Raw genomic sequence first — 17,139 nt, 5'->3', positions numbered from 1 at the left:
CCCACTTGCCAGACCAGCGCCCGGCCGGCGTGGCAAGTAGGCCGGCGGTTCCAAGCGGAGACATTGATGCCGGACTATGTCGTGCTTTGCATCGCATTAAGCTGCTGCGGGATATACGTAACGCCATCCCTAAAAACATCGAATGCGGCAGCGACAGCGCGAATCCCAAAGCGATGCTCCCGCCGTACGCGGACAAAGCCGTTTTCGAAGTCCACTATCCCGTCCTTGGCCAGCATGGCCAAGCGCTCAGCCGAATCGCGAAGACGGATCGGATCAGATCCGTGGGCGACACAGATTGCCGGCACGTCAGCCTCGAAATCGCACATTAATCGCTCGATAATTGCGGCTCGCACGCGGTCGTCGTCTGTGAGGCGATGGCCCTTCGATGTCGCCAGTCGGCCAGCTGCGATGTGCTGGATGTAGGAATCCCGTGTAACTTCGTTTTGAACGTATCCCTGGCCGATGCGGCCGATAGCCGACGCGCCGAAACCGATCAGGGTTCTGCAGGTATCGGCCGAGTAGCCCAATGAGTTACGTCGCAGGCGACCTGTTTCCTGTGCCAGCGCGAGCTCGTCGTCCGGCAAGGCGAAATGGTCGAGCCCGATCTGTCGGTAGCCGGCGGCAATCAGCGTCACGGCGACAGCCGCATACTGTTCAGCGCGGGCAGCGCTGTCGGGAAGAAATTCCGCCTCGATGAGGCGCTGATTCTTTACTTGGGATGGGATGTGCGAGTAGCCGAACAAGGCAAGCCGGTCGGGGCGCATGGCGACCGCCGCCCTCACTGTTTCGACGCACGACTCCACCGTTTGATGCGGCAGGCCGTAGATGAGGTCGAAGTTGATGCGGCTTACTCCATGCCGGCGCAGCACTTCCACGGCAGCCGACGTCTGGGCCTCGCTCTGGATTCGGTTGATCGCTTTTTGAACAATGGGATCGAAGCTCTGTACGCCCAGGCTCGCGCGGTTCACGCCGGCCGCTCCCAAGCCTTCCGCCATCTCGGGCGTGAGCGTGCGTGGATCGATCTCGATGGCGACCGTAGCTGTTTTCGAGATGGCGAAGCGGCATCGCAGGAACTCCATCAGAGCGAGGAACTCGGCTGGTCCGATGAGAGACGGCGTTCCGCCGCCGAAATGTATGTCGCTCACGGGCAACGTCTTCGGCACTCGCTCCGAAACCAGACGGATCTCGTCACGCAGCGCCGCCAGATAGTTGAGGATGGGCGCATCACGGCGGGTGATGGTGGTTGGGAAGCCGCAATACCAGCAGGCTGATCGGCAGAACGGAACGTGCAGGTAGAGTGACACCGGATCATCAGCCGGCAGGTTCCTGAGCCATTCCTCATAAGCCTCGGCGCCGACCGCCCCAGAGAACTCCGACACAGCCGGATAGATAGTGTACCAAGGCAGCCGGGCCTCTCGAAATTTCGTGGTCTGCAACGGTCACCGTCCCATGCTGATAACATCCAACCTTACCGCTGCGCTCGCCTGCGTCTTTGCGCTATGTCAGTCCGTTCCGCTTTGGGCTCGAAATTTTTTAGCAATGGGCGCCGTTCAGTCTTGGCTGGACAGCGATGGTCTGAGCGCACTCGGTCAGCGACTGACGATGGTGTTCCCGCCGAAACCCTCACGCGCACCGTTTTGTTCGACGTCCCTTCCCTTCATCTGCGCGTGGGAGACTCTTCTGAGCGCAGATGCCGCATCCGATGAGACAATACGGTGTTGGGTCCAGACTTTGCACGCCAGCTAGCGCCGCCCATAATGATCTCTGCCGTCTCGATGAGCTCGTTGTGTGAATTGCTGGCAAGAAGCATTAGCTGTGCCGCGCCGCTTTCAACACGAAAACCTGCTCGACGCGACCGTCAGGTCCGCCGCAATGCCAAGGCTGGCGCCTACCGACTCAGTGGTGCAAGGCTGCGGCGCGTGGTTATCGACCATCAGCTCGCCAAAGTGACGGCGTCGTACCGAGCGGTGGCCGCCGCATGATGCCTCAACGGCGGGGCTCACAGGAAACAATGCCGTCGCCATTAAGCCAAACTGTCGCGAAGCGAACAGACGAACCGTAGCCGAAACGTTTGCCGTTCGTGCTTGGGTGGATCCGCAAGGCAAAAAGAACGGAAGCGCGAACCAAGGTCCGCCCGCACATTTGAGCTTCAAGCCGCAGCTGGGTCGTCAGGGTGGCACGTCATTTGCAGTAGTACCCTTTGTGAGGCCCGCCGCGGAGGTGAAAAGGGTGATTGTACAAAAATGTTGTATGACCGTCTGGGAGTGATAACTACTTAATATATGTGACAACAAGTCTCAATCACATTCTAAATTCTCCTGAGCATTAGCACGACAGGTGCAGCAACACTCCTAGAATTCAGCTTGATGCGCTATCAATCGTTTGCTTGGCAAAAATCATTTATCGGTCTCGATTCCTTTTACTATTTAGACGGAGATCAACAATGACCATTGGGAGCCTCCTCCTCGGCTCAACTGCGGCACTGGCCGCCGTTTCCGACGCTCGCGCCGTGATCATCGTCCCCGAGCCTGATCCGACTGAGTACGTCAAGATCTGCGACGTCTACGGCTCCAGCTACGTCTACATTTCAGGCACCGAGACCTGCCTGCGCATCGGCGGCTATCTTAGCTACTACGTGGGCTTGGGCGATGTCGGATTGTTTGACCACGCAAGAACCTCAGATGTGAGGACTGGTGAGGATCAGGGTACATGGCAAAACAACACGCGCTTCACACTGAAAGCTTGGACCGGCCAGGAGACCGAACTCGGCACGTTGAAGACCTACACCGAAACCCGCGTGAATTTCGGTAACCGCCACACTTCGGTTTCGGACAGTTCTCGGTCCTATGCCTTCAACGGAGACAGCATCTTGACTTTCGCCTGGATTCAGCTTGGTGGCCTCCGAGTTGGTAAGGACTGGTCGGCCTTCGACATGTTTATTGGCGGCGCGGGTGACGTACTCAACCAGACGCCGGTTCCGTACGGCGCTTTGGATACCAATGTGGTCCAGTACTACTTCGACGCCGCGAACGGCTTTTCCGCCGTGGTTTCGCTCGAAGAAGGCTCAGGCGTGGTGGGCACAATCGACAACTACGCTCCGCACATAGTCGGCGGCTTGAAATACACACATGGCTGGGGAGCGATCACCGGCGTTGCTGGTTATGATAGCAACTACGAATCGGTAGCCGCCAAGGTCCGTGTCGACATCAATGTCACCAACGAACTGTTGCTGTTCGGAATGTTCGGCTACGGTTCCAATGGCAAGCTCAACGACGACTCCATGAACGCGATCGACGCTCATGGTCGCGGCTTCTATAAGATTTGGGGCGGGAACTGGGCTTTCTGGGCTGGCGCCGCTTACGAGGTCAACGAGACAACTTCGTTCAACCTTCAGCTCTCGGGTGATCAGCTCAAGAACTATGGTGTCGCTGCGAACGTCGCCTATGCGCTTCTTCCAGATTTCACAGTTACGGCTGAACTCGACTACGACCGCTACGGAGGCTCCGCCGTCGGAAAGGTGAAAGCTTCCGAAGTGAACTGGGCCAATGCCAACAAGAAGGGCAGTGTCGGCGGTATCCTGCGTTTCGAACGCTCATTCTAATGCGATGAAGCGTTGAGCTCCGAGGTCCAGTTGATGCGCGGACATTTCCCCTACATTCCGTTGATTGTGGATGCACGGCTCGGACGGCCGTCGTACGCGGCGACCGTCATGGAGCTCAGGTTTGACGCCGTGCTCCTGAACACGGCGGTCCCGAGGGCGGCCGATCCGGTCGGCATGGCGCGTGCATTCGGCAAAGCGGTCGATGCCGGTCGTGAAGCTTTCAACTCGGGAATGCTCGAACCGCGCTACTCACCGACGGTCGGCAGGGCTGTCTTCTCATGAAGCTCGATCCCTTCTATCTGAATTTCGACGTGCCGGCTGGGTTGACCGGCTGGCGCCGCTCGGCGTGAGTTTGCTGCAGCTCCGGATAAAGGATATGGACGAGAAAGGACTGCAGACGGAAATCCGCCGCGCGAACGACGCCTGCGCGGTCCATGGTTGCCAAGTGAGCGTCAACGACAATTGGCGCACGGCAATCGAGGAAGGCTGCGACTTCGTCCATCTTGGTCAAAAGGATTTGGCTGCCGCCGATGCTGACGATTAAATACGCCGGATTGAAGCTCGGCCTTTCGATCCACGATCACACCGAACTGGAAACGGCGCCAGTGGCTGAGCCGGAGTATGTGGCGCTCGGCCCATCTATCCAACTAGCCTGAAGCAGATGAATGGGCGTCGAAAGGGCTCGAGCGGATCAGCGAGTGGAAGCACCAGGTCGCGCCGATCCCATTGGTCTCCATCGGCGGCCTCAACCTGACCGGCTCGAAGGCGTTTTTCGAGGCTGGCGCGGAAAGCGCAGCCGTGGTCACCGACTTTGCGCTGAACGACGCCCCAGAAGCGCGCACGCGAGAATGGATCGAAAGACAGAACAATGGCGCTGGGGCGAGAACCGCATCTGCTCGTTGTTGTCGGGTCAGATTCCCGCGGTGGGGCTGGAATTGCCCGCGAGATCGAGACGATCGCTTGCCTTGACGTGCGCACCTGCCTTTGCTGTCAGCGCGCTGACGGTGCAAACCCAGGAAGACGCCTTGGAAATCCAAGTTACGCAACCCGGTCTGGTGACGGACCAAATGCGCGCTGCGCTTCAGCCTAACAGAGTGGCCGCCACCAACATCGGCATGCTCGCAACGGCTGAGATCGATCGTCGCTGCGGTTGCCGCTGTGCTGCGCGAATATCCGCGCATACCGACAATCCAGATCCGGTGCTGCTTCCACGTCAGGCGAGCGCTTCTTGAAGCAAGCGCCATCCCGCATCATAAAGTAGCATCTGATGCCGCTTGCCGTGTCGACACCCAATGTCATTGAACTGGCGCTGTTTGCCGGCTCACAGCTAGCGGCCAATGAGGTCGGCGCGCTTCAAGAAGGACCACAAGCCACCCCGTCTGCTGGACTACTCCTCCACCATTCGAGACACGGATGGTTCCTATCCAGACAATTGATTTTATCAATCTGCGACAATACCGCATAGCGGCGCCGGCGGAATGATCATCCGTAGCAAGACGAGCTGCTTTCGGCGGCCTGCACGACGCGCACCGCGACCGAGTACAAGCCGGCTCGTCTGCAGCCATGTTCGGATCGGCCGCATCGGGGCGCCGAATGAGATTGCCGGCGGAACGCTCTATTCGTGCAGCTGTGACGGCAGTCATCTCACCGGAGCCATCCTGCCGATGGATGGCCGGCAGTCGGTGCAGCACGGGCTGACACTGTTCACGGAATGAAGCCGCTCGCGCTTCGGACGGTTGAAATGGAGGACATTAGCTTGGAACCGATCAGTCTCGACGAGCTTCTGGCCAGCGTCGGCAAGGAAGTCGGCGTGTCGCCGTGGCGGGTGGTCTCGCAGCGGATGATCGACCAGTTCGCCGAGTCCACCGATGACCACCAGTTCATCCACTGCGATCCGGAGCGCGCCAAGCGCGAGACGCCGTTCGGCGGCACCATCGCACATGGCTTCCTGTCGCTTTCGCTTTTGTCGGCGATGACTTTCGAGACCATGCGGCCGCTCGAAAACTGCAAGATGGGTGTCAACTATGGCTTCGAATCGCTGCGCTTCCTGGCGCCGGTGAAAACCGGATCGCGCATCCGAACCCGTTTCGTACTGGCCGACGTCAAGGTCAGGCCGTCGGGCTGGGTGCAGACGGCGCTGGGCGTGACGATTGAGATCGAGGGCTCGAAAAAGCCGGCGCTGACCGCGCGCTGGTTGACGCTGACGCTGATCAAACGCCAGCCGGAGGCGGCCTGAATTGCTCAACGAGCGTCAGCAGAGACGATCTTCACGTGCCGGGGCGATGTAGGCGACCAGTGCGCACCGATCGGCAACGCGGCCACGGGGGTCGGCTAGATAGAGTGGCAGGAATGCCTAATCGGAGCTCCGTCTCGGAAGGGGCGTCGATGTATCGGAAGCGCTTCGGCTTTCGGCGCTGCATTCCTTCTTCACGAAGTCCATGGAGAATTCCCGACCACGGGGTCGAAAGATCGGCTTGTGATCGGAGTGGGCAGATCCTCCCCGACTGAATCTGCCAATAGGGTGTTATCGAGTTAACCGGGTCGAACTTGAGGTCGCGGGTGTCGCTGATCGGCTGCTCGTCGAGCTCGAGAGCTGCCAGCTAAAGGCAGAACACGGCGATGCCAAGAGCTCCGCAGTTGATGTGGACGCCCAGAGCTGGGAGTACAGACCGACGAGTTCCCGGCGGGCGAATTTGCCATTGGTAGCGCGCCAGACCAGTCGCGAGAAAGCCTCGATGAGAAGGCCCCGAGCCGCGCGCGGCATCGACTACGTTTGGCGAGAGGCCTTCGAAGACGAGATCGAGTGTAAGATGGACGAGCTCGACACGCATATCGCGCAGTCCCTGCGATGGCGCCTTGTCCGCGGCGCTCGTGCGTGCGAACTGTTGGTAGATCGAGCTGACTAGATGAACCGGGATGGCATTAAAGCGGAACTGGAAGAGACGCCCTGGCCGAACTAAGCAAGATCAATCCAGCCATCGCTAAAAGGTAGGCGAACACGAGACGTTCGGACGCCGTGCCGCTGAAATCCTCAAGTTGAATCGGCCGGACCGTTGGAGCTATCATCACCCGCTTGGCTTCCAGAGCTACGGAGCGGGTTGATTATCTGAACGTCCTCGAAGTCCTTTTCATTGTCGGTCACTACGACACACTCGTTGGCTTCGGCTACAGCGGCAATGATTGTGTCTAGCCCGTCTTATGCACGACGATGGGGCTTTGAGGCTGGCGGATGTAGCTTAAGCGATTGATTTGGCGTAGGATTCGGTTGCTTAGGCCAACCCTTCCACCGCATCTCGCGAGCCACACCCGCCATGACCGAGGATACGTTGCTGCCGCTGTCTTTTCCAGCCGTCGGACGCAAGAAGGTCACAGCTGCGTTTGACGGCGGACGCATCACCTCGGATGGCGGCGTCATGCTTTTGGCCGCGGCCGAGCGACGCCTGCAACTGGCCGACAGGCTGGCCGCTGCGATCCACGATCCGCGCGATCCAGCGCGCGTGACGCACGCTATGGCCGACATCCTGCGTGCCCGCATCTTTGCCATCGCCTGCGGCTACGAGGATGCCAACGATCTCGACCGGCTGCGCACCGATCCGGCCTTCAAGCTCGCCTGCGGGCGGCTGCCCGACAGCGGGATTGATCTGTGCTCGCAGCCGACCTGTTCGCGGCTGGAGAACCTGCCCGACCTCAGGACCGTCATCCGGCTCGGCTGGGTGCTGGTCGATCTGTGGCTGTCGAGCTATGCCGCGCCGCCGAAAAGCGTCACGCTCGACATCGATGATACGCTGGATGTCGTTCACGGCCATCAGCAGCTCTCGCTCTTCAACGCCCACTACGACGAGCGTTGCTTCCTGCCGATCCACATCTACGACGCCGCGACAGGACGCCCGGTCGCGATGATCCTGCGTCCTGGCAAGACCCCGACGGGCAAGGAGATCCGCGGCCATCTGCGCCGTCTCGTGCGCCGCATCCGCGCGCGCTGGCCGACCACCCGCATCCTGATCCGTGGCGACAGCCATTACGGCCGGGCGCAAGTCATGGCCTGGTGCGAGAACAATGCGATCGACTACCTCTTCGGCCTACCCGGCAACAAGGTTCTGCAGCGGCTCGTCGACGAGAGCGCCGACGACATCCGCACCCGCCGCGCGCTCGAGCGCAAGTCTGTGCTGCGCGGCTATGCCGAGACCCGCTACAAGGCGAAGTCCTGGAAGGCCGAACGCCGCACCTGCGCTCGCATCGAGGCAACCACCCTCGGCCTCGACATCCGCTTCGTCGTCACCAATCTCGACAAAGGCTCCGCCGAGCACATCTACGACGTGATCTACTGCGCCCGCGGCCAGGCCGAAAACCTGATCAAGATGCACAAGAGCCAACTCGCCTCCGACCGCACCTCCTGCCGCTCACCGATTGCCAATCAGGTCCGTCTTGTCCTGCACACCGCCGCATACTGGTTAATGCTCACCCTGCGCGAGGCGGTGCCCACGACCCATCATCTGCGCAACGCCGAGTTCGCTACGCTGCGGCTCAGGCTGCTCAAGCTCGGCGCCCGCGTCATCGAAACCGTCTCGCGCATCCGCCTGGCCTTCGCCGCCGCCTGTCCCGAGGCAAGTCTGTTCCGGGCGATCGCCAGCAATCTGCTACCGGCAGGACCATGACCGCCGGGGCAGCGGGCCCCGCCGAACCACACAGCTTCCACCCTCCAGCGCGTTCACAAGTCCAGACACAGCCGCGGTGAAAAAGACGCCGAGCCGCCACCTGTCCGCCGCTCAGCGGCAAACAAACCCAGATCCGTCATGAATAAGACGGGCTAGGGCGCTCCGCGAACGGCCTCTGGCTTTGCCGTTGGCCATCAGCCGCGCCCACACGAGGCCGGCTGTCTCGTCGAACGATAGCACGCGGCCGGCGAACAGCGCTTGCGGGCCTTCGGAGCCCTCGAACCAAGTTTCAAGGCTGCTGCGCTTTTTCCCCTTCGGCTTCTCTAGGATGACTCGGCGAATTTCGGCGACAGTAAGCGAAGCAATGAAGAGGTCTTCGTCCTTCTGCGCGCCCATCCAGGCCAGCAACGAGCCCGAAGGCTCCGGCTTTATGACGTTGCTGATGATATTGGTATGAAGAAGGTAGCGCGTCACAGGTCGATCTTGCGCCCCTCTTCGCGCGGCCGGCTGAGGTCGAGATTGGAGCCAACCAGAGGCGAGCGACGCAACGCGGCGAGAATGCTGCCCGCTTTCGGTGGCTCACCCGCCACGGCTTGCTGTATGGTCCGACGAAGCTGTCGGGCATCCGGCCCGCTCTCCGTTAATTTTCGGGCAAGAGTTCGCAGTAGATCGCGGTCTGCGTCGAACGCCTGGATCTCGAACCGCGCGATGCCGCGCTCAGCCAGGCGAGAGCGATAATTCTCGATGGCTCTCTTCTGTGCAGTGTTGCCCATCGCGTGCCTCCGTTCTCTATCCGGATATATAGCCATGGCTTCTTCGTGCACAAGGTGCCCCGTCATCGACCAGCACTGGCTCCTGCGCGACGCGCGTTGTCGAAGCACTGTGACTTGGCATCATTGTCGCGAAACGGAGTATTTCGCGTCAGGACAGGAACGCGATCATAGCGCGACCGAAACGTGCAACAGCCGAAAAGCTTCGTGTGGTCGCCGGCGCGGCCCGCGAATCGGCTGTGCCTGCGTCGCCGAAGCCCGATCGACGCTTCGTCAATCTGGTCCGGCTGCTGGCGCGACAGGCCGCACGGGATTTCGTTCAAGCCGAAACGGATAGCCAAACCGACCGCGTCCCGGAGTAAGGGGCCGCCTCATGAAGGTCGCGCTTGGCGCTCGCTACTCAACTGACAATCACCGAGACGCCTCGATCGAGGATCAGTTGCGGCTCTGCTGCTTGCGTGCTGAAAAGCAAGGATGGACAGTCGTCGACAGCAATACCCACCGCGCGATCTGCGGCGCGTCGCTGTTGCGTCCCGGCCTTAAGGAGCTGATCAGCGATGCGATGCAGGGCAAATTCCTGATCGTGCTCGCAGAGGCGATGGATCGCCTGACCATGACCGCTGCAAACCGGGAGCAGGCCAGGCTGGGCAAACGTTGCAACAGATCCTTCAAGGAAATTCATAGACTCTTAGCAACTCCGGCTCGCTGTGAATGGTAGGCTTATTGCAACGTCTGAGGTCAGTGGTTCCAAACCGTGGCCCCGCTTATCTTCGACTCGCCCAACTGCCTGCAAGTTCGGCTAAAGGCAGGAAGAGCGCCCATTTGTTTGTTCGACACAGGATATCGACGGTCGTCACGGCCACCGAGATTTGTCCGGTCGTTGGACAACCTTCGAAATCTGCAACTTCTGTGGAGAACGCGAAATGAGAAATTCGGTAGGACTTGGTCCTGAGCCATGATGACACTGGTTAGTCGCCTACGCATGGCAGCGCATCCTGACCGCCTTCGAATCCTGGGCCTTTGTGCGCATGCGGACCTAACTGTCTGCGAGCTAGCGGAGATTCTGAGCGTGTGTCGAGAGCGGGTTGCGCGACACGTCCGGCTGCTCGCCCGAGCCGACTTTCTTTGCTGCAACGAACAGCCTCCGTGGCGCTCGTACCATCTCAACGCAGGATCCAACGACGGCGGGCTGCTTCAATTATTGGTCGATCTCCTGCCCCATCGCGACGGCTATCATAAACAGGACCTGCAGCGGCTCGAAGCGGTACGAGACACGCGGCCGAAAGGGACCGCGTGCTTGATCGTGAAATAGGTCAATCCAATTGGAGCGCGAAGCTACCATGGACAACTCCGCAGACGGCGCAATCGCACAGCCGGACACCCACGGGCGGTCTTCCTTGGCCGCGGTTGATTGCCGCGTCCACGAGCTGCTTCTGAGACAGGAGCGGCAGGAGCGGACGACCCTCAAGCTCATCGCCTCAGAGAACTTTGCGTCCTCGGCCGTGCTGGAAGCGAACGGCTCGATTTTCACGAACAAGTATGCCGAGGGGTACCCCGGTGCGCGCTACTACGCTGGAAACGAGATCGTTGATGAGCTTGAGAATCTGGCCATTGAGCGCCTGAAAACGCTATTTGGCAGCGAGCATGCCAACGTCCAGCCTTATTCCGGCTCGCCGGCCAACCAGGCTGTCTATCGTGCGCTTTTGAGTCCCGGTGACAAAGTCATGGGCTTGCCCCTTCCGGAAGGGGGCCATCTGACTCATGGTTGGGCCATCAACTTTTCCGGAACTGACTATCAACGCGTGCCCTATGGACTAGATGAAAAGACACAGCAGATTGACTATGACCGCTTGCGCGAGATAGCCAAGCGGGAACGGCCGCGGCTCATTTGGGTCGGCGGAACTGCTTACCCGCGTGTCTTTGACTACGCGGCAATGGCAGAAATTGCCCTGGAAGCGAACTCCTATCTCGTAGCCGACATTGCGCACATCAGCGGCCTGATTGCCGCGGGAGCGCACCCGAATCCCGTGGGCCATTGCGACGTGGTCAGCAGCACGTCCCACAAGTCGATCCGCGGTCCCCGCGGTGGCTTCATTTTGTCAAGGAACGAAGATCGCTATCAGGCCCTCTATCATACAAAGAGCAAATACAATCTCGCCAGACGAATAGACCGGGCGGTCTTCCCTCACCTGCAAGGCGGACCTCACATGAATGCCATCGCTGCGCTAGCGGTTGCCTTGCACGAAGCCGCGAACCCGTCCTTCCGAAGCTACGGCCAACAGACGGTCAAGAATGCCAAGGCTCTGGCACATGCACTGCTTGAGCGAGGTTATGACCTGGTGACCGGGGGGACGGACAATCACATGCTGATCCTTGATCTTCGCGATCGGCCACTATCGGGCAAGGCCTATGCCGAGCGACTAGCAAAGGCAGGAATCATCACAAACTTTAATATGGTGCCTGGCGACCCGCGGCATCCGGCGGTCACAAGCGGAATTCGCCTGGGCGCGCCAGCAGTGACGTCAATGGGCATGCGCGATGTGGAAATGGTGCAGATTGCTGGCTTCATTGACTCCGTCCTCCAGCGGCCAGACGACGAAGATCTCCATGCCTGCGTGCGAAGAGACGTTGCCGACTTGTGCGCTGCGTTCGAGGTCCCGGGCATCTGCGACAAGTAAGGTGGGCCAAGCAAAATGCCCATACCACATCCAACACGCGAAGCGAGGTATTCATGGCTAGGCAGTTCGTGTTCTCTTCCGAATCGGTTGGCGCGGGGCACCCGGATAAGTTGGCCGACAACATCTCGGATGCCATCCTCGATGCCATCCTCCGCACAGATCCCGAGGCGCGCGTCGCCTGTGAAGCGTTGGTAAAATCAGGGATAGTCGTTCTGGCTGGCGAGATTACCAGCGATGCCCAGGTGGATTACAGCCAAGTTGCGCGCGATACGATTCTCGACATTGGCTACGACGACGAGGCCGTCGGCTTTGACGGCCGGCGTTGCTCCGTCGTTCATGCCCTCACCGAGCAGTCGCCCGACATCAGCCAAGGCGTTGACGAGGGAAGAGGGCAAGACCTCCAGCAGGGAGCGGGAGATCAGGGCCTCATGTTCGGCTACGCATGCCGCGAAACCGATACACTGATGCCTTTGCCGATCCAGCTCGCTCATCGCTTGACGAAACGGCAGGCGTATGTCCGGAAGACACAACAGCTTGGCTGGTTGCGTCCTGACATGAAATCCCAAGTCTCAGTGCGGTATGAGGGGTTGCGCCCGGTCGCGCTGGATACCATCGTCGTGTCGACGCAACATGACGAGCAGGTCTCGCAAGAGACTGTCCGCGAGGGCGTCATTGAGGAAATCATAAAGCCTGTCCTGCCGACCCACCTGGAGACGGAAGGCATCAGAATTCTGGTCAACCCGACGGGGCGGTTCGTAGTCGGCGGGCCGCGCGGCGACTGCGGTCTCACTGGACGCAAGATCATCGTCGATTCCTATGGCGGGATGGGTCGTCATGGCGGCGGCGCCTTCTCGGGCAAGGACCCGTCCAAGGTTGACCGCTCGGCTGCCTATGCAGCCCGCTATGTCGCAAAGAACATCGTCGCTAGCGGACTTGCGGACGTGTGCGAGGTGCAGCTTGCTTACGCAATCGGCGTGGCCAGTCCGGTTTCCGTCATGGTCAACACGTTCGGGACAGCCAGGGTTGAGGAAAGCAGGATCGAGCGCCTCATTCTTGAGTTGTTCGATCTCAGACCGAAAGGCATTATCAAGATGCTTGATCTCTTACGCCCTATATACCGCAATACAGCGACCTATGGCCATTTCGGCCGTGAAGAGCCTGATTTCACCTGGGAGAAGACAGACAGGGCGGACGAATTGCGTCGCGAGGCAGGACTCGCCGCCCCGTGAGAGCCGCCGGCGAACGGATTGGCAAGCGGAAAGCCCATTTCCACCGGGCAGACCCGCGCCTGGCAGGCGTGGCGAGAAGCCGGCTCGGGTTTTTTGGCGGAGACATTGATGCCGGATTATGACGTGCTTTGCATCGGCAATGCCATTGTCGACATCATCGCCCAGTGCGACGAGGCATTCCTCGAGATCAACGGCATCATCAAGGGCGCGATGAACCTGATCGACACGCGCCGCGCCGAACTGCTCTACAGCCGCATGGGGCCGGCGATCGAGGCCTCGGGCGGCAGCGCCGGCAACACGGCGGCCGGCGTCGCCAGCTTCGGCGGCCGCGCCGCCTTCTTCGGCAAGGTGTCGAACGATCCGCTCGGCGAAATCTACGCCCATGACATCCATGCCCAGGGCGTTGCCTTCGACACCAGGCCGCTTGAGGGACAGCCGCCGACGGCGCGCTCGATGATATTCGTCACCCCCGATGGCGAGCGTTCGATGAACACCTATCTCGGCGCCTGCGTCGAACTCGGCCCGGAAGACGTCGAGGCCGACAAGGCATCCGGCGCCAAGGTTACCTATTTCGAGGGCTATCTGTGGGATCCGCCGCGCGCCAAGGAGGCGATCCGGCAGACGGCGAAGCTCGCACACGAGGCCGGGCGCGAAGTGTCGATGACGTTGTCGGATTCGTTCTGCGTCGACCGCTACCGGGACGAGTTCCTCGAGCTGATGCGCTCGGGCACTGTCGACATCGTCTTTGCCAACAGCCACGAGATCAAGTCGCTCTACCAGACAAAATCCTTCGACGAGGCGCTGGCTCAGATCCGCAAGGACTGCAAGATTGCCGCCGTCACCCGTTCCGAAAAAGGCTCGGTGATCGTGCGCGGCGACGAGACCGTGGTCATCGAGGCGACCGCCATCAAGGAGTTGGTCGACACCACCGGCGCCGGCGACCTCTACGCCGCCGGTTTCCTGCATGGCTACACGCAGGGCCGCAACCTCAAGACCTGCGGCGACCTTGGCTCGCTGGCGGCCGGCCTGGTGATCCAGCAGATCGGCCCAAGGCCAAGGCAGAATTTGCGCCGCGAGGCGGAAGGGGCTGGGTTGCTGTAGATGCGCCGGCAACTAACCAGCCGCCCTACTGACGCGATGACCGCAGTGGCGGAACTGTGTCAAAGCTCGCTGATAGCGACAGCCATTCGCTTCGGAGAACTGACCCATGCTGCTGCCGTGAAGCTCGCTGGAGGAGCGGTGCAAGGCGTGCTTGCCATGACGGCATTCACCGTCATCCAGATCGTCACCAGCATTTTCCAGAAGCTCAGCTTGGGGAAGGCCAGTAAGGTTCCTGAGGTAACGGAGAACTCGCGGCGTCCGTCGGACTGACTTGCGATCACGTCCCACGATGCCGAATGCGGGGAGCAGACTGAATATTTCACAATGCTAGACAAAGGCGTAAAAGCGCGATCACATAACGACATAAACATTTCGTTATGCGTCATTGACAAAAGAGCGAACTGCTGTGATTGTCTGCGTGTCGTGGTTCTCGCGTGCGGCGCTGCCGCAGCGGAGCTAAGAGGGAAGCCGGTGCGATGCCGGCGCTGCCCCCGCAACTGTTAGCGGCGAGCCAACACACGTCACTGAGGCGAATACCCTCAGGAAGACGGGTAGAGGCTATGACCCCGCGAGCCAGGAGACCTGCCACGCGAATTACGTCCACGGGCGGGGTGTCTCGGTGGCCGCTGCAACCCGGCGTTGATGCCGGCCTGCTAGCGCCTTCCTTGTCACCGACGCCCCAATCATCGGGGTATGACATGACTGTCTCTCAGCAAATTCCTGTAGCAACGCTCGGCGTGCCGCGCTTCGGTCGTCGGCGAGAACTGAAATTCGCGCTTGAAAGCTACTGGTCCGGAACATCTTCCGCTGGCGACCTTCTCACGACGTCGAAGGCGCTCCGTGCCGCTAGCTGGGAAGAGCAGCGCGATCGCGGCGTGTCGAAAATCCCGTCGAACGACTTCTCGCTTTACGACCATGTGCTCGACACCGCAGCCATGGTCGGGGCCGTTCCATCCCGTTACGGCTGGAATAGCGGCGAGGTCCCACTTGACATCTACTTCGCAATGGCGCGCGGCTACCAGGGTCAGACGCAGGATTGTGGACACGCTGGTTACCAGGAGGAGGCTCATGGACCTGGTGTAACCGCGATGGAAATGACCAAGTGGTTTGACACCAACTACCACTACATTGTGCCGGAACTCGATGATGATCAGACGTTCGCCCTCTCGTCATCGAAGCCGGTCGATTACTTCCTCGAGGCTAAAGCTCTCGGCATTCACACACGCCCAGTCATCCTTGGACCCATCACCTTCCTCAAGCTGGCGAAATCGCCTGCCGAGGGGTTCGGTCCCATCGCGCTCCTACCGCGGCTGCTGCCGGTTTACGAGCAGCTTCTGGAGAGGCTGAAGCTGTCGGGAGCCGACTGGGTGCAGATCGATGAGCCAGCGCTTGTCCTCGATCTGAACCCGAACGAACGAGCTGCGTTCGAATTCGCCTATGGCCAGCTGTCGAAAGCCGCGCCCGAGCTGAAGATCATGCTGGCTACGTATTTCGGGTCGCTGGGAGACAATCTCGAAACCGCGATTTCTCTGCCCCTGGCCGGCCTGCATATTGATCTCGTGCGCGCTCCCGAGCAGCTGGAAACGGTGGCTCGGCTCGCTCCGAAGGATCTGGTGCTCTCGCTTGGCTTGATCGATGGCCGCAACGTCTGGCGTGCGAACCTGCCCGCCATTCTCGACCGCATCAAAGCGATCGTCGCCGGCTGGCCCTTGGACCGCGTCGAGATCGCGCCTTCTTGCTCGATGCTGCATGTGCCGATTGATCTGCGCATGGAGACGGAACTCGACGCGGACATCAGGTCGTGGCTCGCCTTCGCGGCCCAGAAGACCGACGAGCTGGTCTTGCTGGCCCGGGCCCTGTCCCAAGGCAGGGATGCGGTGGCAGGCGCGTTGAAAGCGTCTGCCGAGGCTGCCGCCACGCGCGTGACATCCACGAGGATCCATGACCCGCTTGTTCAGGGGCGGATCGCTAGCATTGAGGACAGCGCGAAGCGACGAGAGAGCGCTTTTGGCGAGCGCTCCAGAGTCCAGGCCGGCTCACTCGGGCTGCCGCCGTTCCCGACGACGACCATCGGGTCCTTCCCGCAGACGCCGCAGGTACGCAAGGCGCGGGCCGCTCATGCGAAGGGCCAGCTGAGCTATGTCGACTATGAGACGTTCCTGAAGAAGGAGATCGAGGCTGCAATTCGCTGGCAGGAAGAGATCGGGCTGGACGTGCTGGTGCATGGTGAGTTCGAGCGAAACGACATGGTACAGCATTTCGGCGAGCAGTTGTCCGGCTTCGCGCTCACCCAGCATGCCTGGGTACAAAGCTATGGGTCGCGCTACGTGCGTCCCCCCATCATTTTCGGCGACGTATCGAGGCGCAATCCGATGACAGTGCGCTGGTGGCAATTCGCCCAGTCGCTTACGGAAAAGCCCGTGAAGGGAATGCTCACAGGCCCAGTCACCATTCTCAACTGGTCTTTTGTTCGCGACGACGTACCCCGCTCCGAAGCCTGCCGCCAGATCGCGCTCGCCATCCGCGACGAAGTGACGGATCTCGAAAGATCCGGCGCAAGGATGGTCCAGATCGATGAGGCCGCGTTTCGCGAAGGATTGCCACTGCGCCAATCTGACTGGAAAGTCTATCTCGACTGGGCTGTCGAATGTTTCCGGATCGCTTCAACGGGTGTAAAGGACGCGACTCAAATTCATACCCACATGTGCTATTCGGAGTTCAACGAGATCATTCACGCGATCGCTGGAATGGATGCGGATGTCATTTCGATTGAGACGTCGCGCTCGAAGATGGAACTGTTGGACGCCTTCACGAGCTCCAAATATCCGAACGAAATCGGTCCTGGCGTCTATGATATTCACTCACCACGCGTCCCGGAAGTCGGCGAGATTTCGGACTTAGTCATGCTTGCCCGCGAGCGACTGTCCGACGGCCAACTGTGGATAAACCCGGACTGTGGCCTCAAAACACGCAAATGGGAGGAGGTCCGCCCTGCCCTCATTAACATGGTCGCTGCAGCACGCGCGCTCCGGCAGAAAGTGCAGGCGTGAGGCTTCTCTTCCTCACCGTGTGGGGAGTTGCCGGCTGGCGGATGTCGGCCGGGAA

Annotated in this window: 13 protein-coding genes, 2 pseudogenes and 1 riboswitch; of the genes and pseudogenes, 12 read left to right on the top strand and 3 right to left on the bottom strand. The window is 60.4% G+C overall.

What is annotated here, in order from left to right:
- Nucleotides 1-74: 74 nt before the first annotated feature.
- On the bottom strand, nt 75-1,436 hold the full coding sequence (gene hemN / locus ACYHH6_RS10135; RefSeq protein WP_352592368.1) for an oxygen-independent coproporphyrinogen III oxidase: 1,362 nt from the start codon (nt 1,434-1,436) through the stop codon (nt 75-77).
- A 1,007-nt stretch (nt 1,437-2,443) separates the two neighbouring features.
- On the opposite strand from hemN, the gene ACYHH6_RS10130 reads away from it, so the two are divergent.
- The 6 genes and pseudogenes from ACYHH6_RS10130 to ACYHH6_RS10105 all read left to right on the top strand — a co-directional run bounded on the left by ACYHH6_RS10130 (nt 2,444) and on the right by ACYHH6_RS10105 (nt 8,256).
- Entirely contained in the window at nt 2,444-3,601 is a 1,158-nt protein-coding gene (locus ACYHH6_RS10130; RefSeq protein ID WP_023747649.1) for a porin, read from the top strand.
- A gap of 18 nt (nt 3,602-3,619) precedes the next feature.
- Nucleotides 3,620-3,883 (top strand): annotated as a pseudogene (locus ACYHH6_RS10125) (thiazole synthase); the annotation flags it as partial.
- Nucleotides 3,880-4,476, top strand: a pseudogene (locus ACYHH6_RS10120) (thiamine phosphate synthase); the annotation flags it as partial. The pseudogenes ACYHH6_RS10125 and ACYHH6_RS10120, both read left to right, overlap by 4 nt.
- 48 nt (nt 4,477-4,524) lie before the next feature.
- The gene (locus ACYHH6_RS10115) at nt 4,525-4,833 is read left to right on the top strand and encodes a bifunctional hydroxymethylpyrimidine kinase/phosphomethylpyrimidine kinase (protein WP_435053460.1); all 309 of its coding nucleotides are present in this window, start codon (nt 4,525-4,527) and stop codon (nt 4,831-4,833) included.
- A gap of 509 nt (nt 4,834-5,342) precedes the next feature.
- The gene (locus ACYHH6_RS10110) at nt 5,343-5,837 is read left to right on the top strand and encodes a MaoC family dehydratase (protein WP_031194149.1); all 495 of its coding nucleotides are present in this window, start codon (nt 5,343-5,345) and stop codon (nt 5,835-5,837) included.
- Between the two features lie 1,075 nt (nt 5,838-6,912).
- Complete coding sequence (locus tag ACYHH6_RS10105; RefSeq protein ID WP_352592373.1) at nt 6,913-8,256, top strand: IS1380 family transposase; 1,344 nt, start codon at nt 6,913-6,915, stop codon at nt 8,254-8,256.
- A 111-nt stretch (nt 8,257-8,367) separates the two neighbouring features.
- On the opposite strand, the gene ACYHH6_RS10100 is transcribed toward ACYHH6_RS10105, so the two are convergent.
- A complete protein-coding gene (locus ACYHH6_RS10100; RefSeq protein WP_352592375.1) occupies nt 8,368-8,730 on the bottom strand; it encodes a PIN domain-containing protein in 363 nt (120 codons plus the stop codon).
- On the bottom strand, nt 8,727-9,029 hold the full coding sequence (locus ACYHH6_RS10095; RefSeq protein WP_023671839.1) for a hypothetical protein: 303 nt from the start codon (nt 9,027-9,029) through the stop codon (nt 8,727-8,729). The genes ACYHH6_RS10100 and ACYHH6_RS10095 overlap by 4 nt, the downstream gene beginning before the upstream one ends.
- A gap of 370 nt (nt 9,030-9,399) precedes the next feature.
- On the opposite strand from ACYHH6_RS10095, the gene ACYHH6_RS10090 reads away from it, so the two are divergent.
- The 6 genes from ACYHH6_RS10090 (at nt 9,400) to metE (ending at nt 17,084) form a co-directional block, all read left to right on the top strand.
- Nucleotides 9,400-9,744: a recombinase family protein gene (locus ACYHH6_RS10090; RefSeq protein ID WP_352592379.1), complete on the top strand. Its 345-nt coding sequence runs from the start codon at nt 9,400-9,402 to the stop codon at nt 9,742-9,744.
- 622 nt (nt 9,745-10,366) lie between these two features.
- A complete protein-coding gene (locus ACYHH6_RS10085) occupies nt 10,367-11,704 on the top strand; it encodes a serine hydroxymethyltransferase (RefSeq protein WP_352592382.1) in 1,338 nt (445 codons plus the stop codon).
- A 53-nt stretch (nt 11,705-11,757) separates the two neighbouring features.
- A complete protein-coding gene (gene metK / locus ACYHH6_RS10080; protein ID WP_352592385.1) occupies nt 11,758-12,933 on the top strand; it encodes a methionine adenosyltransferase in 1,176 nt (391 codons plus the stop codon).
- Between the two features lie 108 nt (nt 12,934-13,041).
- Nucleotides 13,042-14,034 carry an adenosine kinase gene (locus ACYHH6_RS10075; protein ID WP_352592388.1) on the top strand — a complete coding sequence of 331 codons (993 nt, stop codon included), beginning with the start codon at nt 13,042-13,044 and terminating at the stop codon, nt 14,032-14,034.
- The gene (locus ACYHH6_RS10070) at nt 14,035-14,304 is read left to right on the top strand and encodes a hypothetical protein (protein WP_023750988.1); all 270 of its coding nucleotides are present in this window, start codon (nt 14,035-14,037) and stop codon (nt 14,302-14,304) included.
- A 137-nt stretch (nt 14,305-14,441) separates the two neighbouring features.
- Nucleotides 14,442-14,638: riboswitch (cobalamin riboswitch) on the top strand.
- A 94-nt stretch (nt 14,639-14,732) separates the two neighbouring features.
- Nucleotides 14,733-17,084 (top strand): 5-methyltetrahydropteroyltriglutamate--homocysteine S-methyltransferase, encoded by a 2,352-nt coding sequence (gene metE / locus ACYHH6_RS10065; protein WP_352592391.1) that lies wholly within the window; start codon nt 14,733-14,735, stop codon nt 17,082-17,084.
- Nucleotides 17,085-17,139: the final 55 nt, after the last annotated feature.

It is taken from the genome of Mesorhizobium sp. P171375, assembly GCF_057786075.1.
Note: the sequence above shows the minus strand (reverse complement) of the source record. Positions and strands in the feature narration are given on the sequence as shown.